Here is a 1,056-nt window from a genome sequence, read left to right as displayed (position 1 = left end):
CCCCACACATCGTACAAACCGCTCTCAGCGCACTAGGTGTGGCGTTGTCAGACCAGGCCGTATCAGGTCAGACGGCCTGATATATGGCCCGCAGGCGCGCAGACCAGCTTCTGGTTGACAGAGGGCTGGTTGAAAGCAGAACAAAAGCACAGGCCCTGATTATGGCAGGGCTTGTGTTCTCTGCTGAAAAACGCATCGCGAAAGCAGGCGATCAGTTGCCCGAGGAGGCTCCTCTTGAAGTTCGGGGGCAACCACATCCGTGGGTTTCCCGAGGGGGCTGCAAGCTTGCTCATGCTCTGGAGCATTTTTCTTTATCTCCGCTAGATCGTGTTTGCCTTGACATAGGGGCATCTACTGGCGGCTTTACGGATGTCTTGCTCACTCATGGCGCTCGTTCAGTGTACGCCGTGGATGTCGGACATGGGCAATTGGCCTGGAAACTCCGCTCAGACCCCCGCGTGACGGTGCTGGAAAAATGCAACGCCCGTAATCTGGACACGAGCATTATTCCAATAGCGCCGGCCGTTGTTGTGTGTGATGCAAGCTTTATTGGCTTGCGTACCGTACTTCCTGCCGCCCTAGAGCTGGCAGCTTCTGGAGCTTGGGCTGTGGCGCTGATTAAGCCACAGTTTGAAGCCGGACAAGACCAGATTGGCGCAAAAGGTGTAGTGCGGGACCCTGCCGTCCATGAAAGCGTGTGCGCAACAATTGAAGAATGGTGGCGCGGCCTTGAGGGCTGGACTGTGCTTGGGATTGAGGAAAGCCCTATTACCGGGCCAGAGGGCAACAAGGAATTCTTGATTGCCGCGCGGAAGGCCTAATCGCCATTTATTTAAAAACTATTTTAGACCTATGTATTCATTTTCAGGATGACGAAGAGCCGCATTTTTTGCCACAATTCTGTAACAGATTTGTGTTCCCAAAAAATGGAAATGGTTTTCTTCATGCGTAAACTCATCATGATGCTTGGTGTCAGCACCGCGCTATGCGGCATCACTGGTGGTGCTTCAGCGGCTCCTGTCTCTTATCACGTCTCACCTGCTCACAACGCAGCAG

At 53.6% G+C, this 1,056-nt stretch carries 1 protein-coding gene; it reads left to right on the top strand.

Translation table 11 applies throughout. The features are described 5' to 3' along the window. Positions 1–83 precede the first annotated feature (83 nt). Entirely contained in the window at positions 84–821 is a 738-nt protein-coding gene (locus tag Abci_RS13980) for a TlyA family RNA methyltransferase (protein ID WP_048839783.1), read from the top strand. The last annotated feature ends 235 nt before the right edge of the window (positions 822–1,056 follow it).

Origin of the sequence: Acetobacter cibinongensis (genome assembly GCF_000963925.1) — a bacterium.
Taxonomy (GTDB): Bacteria; Pseudomonadota; Alphaproteobacteria; order Acetobacterales; family Acetobacteraceae; genus Acetobacter; species Acetobacter cibinongensis.
This window is presented reverse-complemented; position numbering and strand designations above follow the sequence as displayed.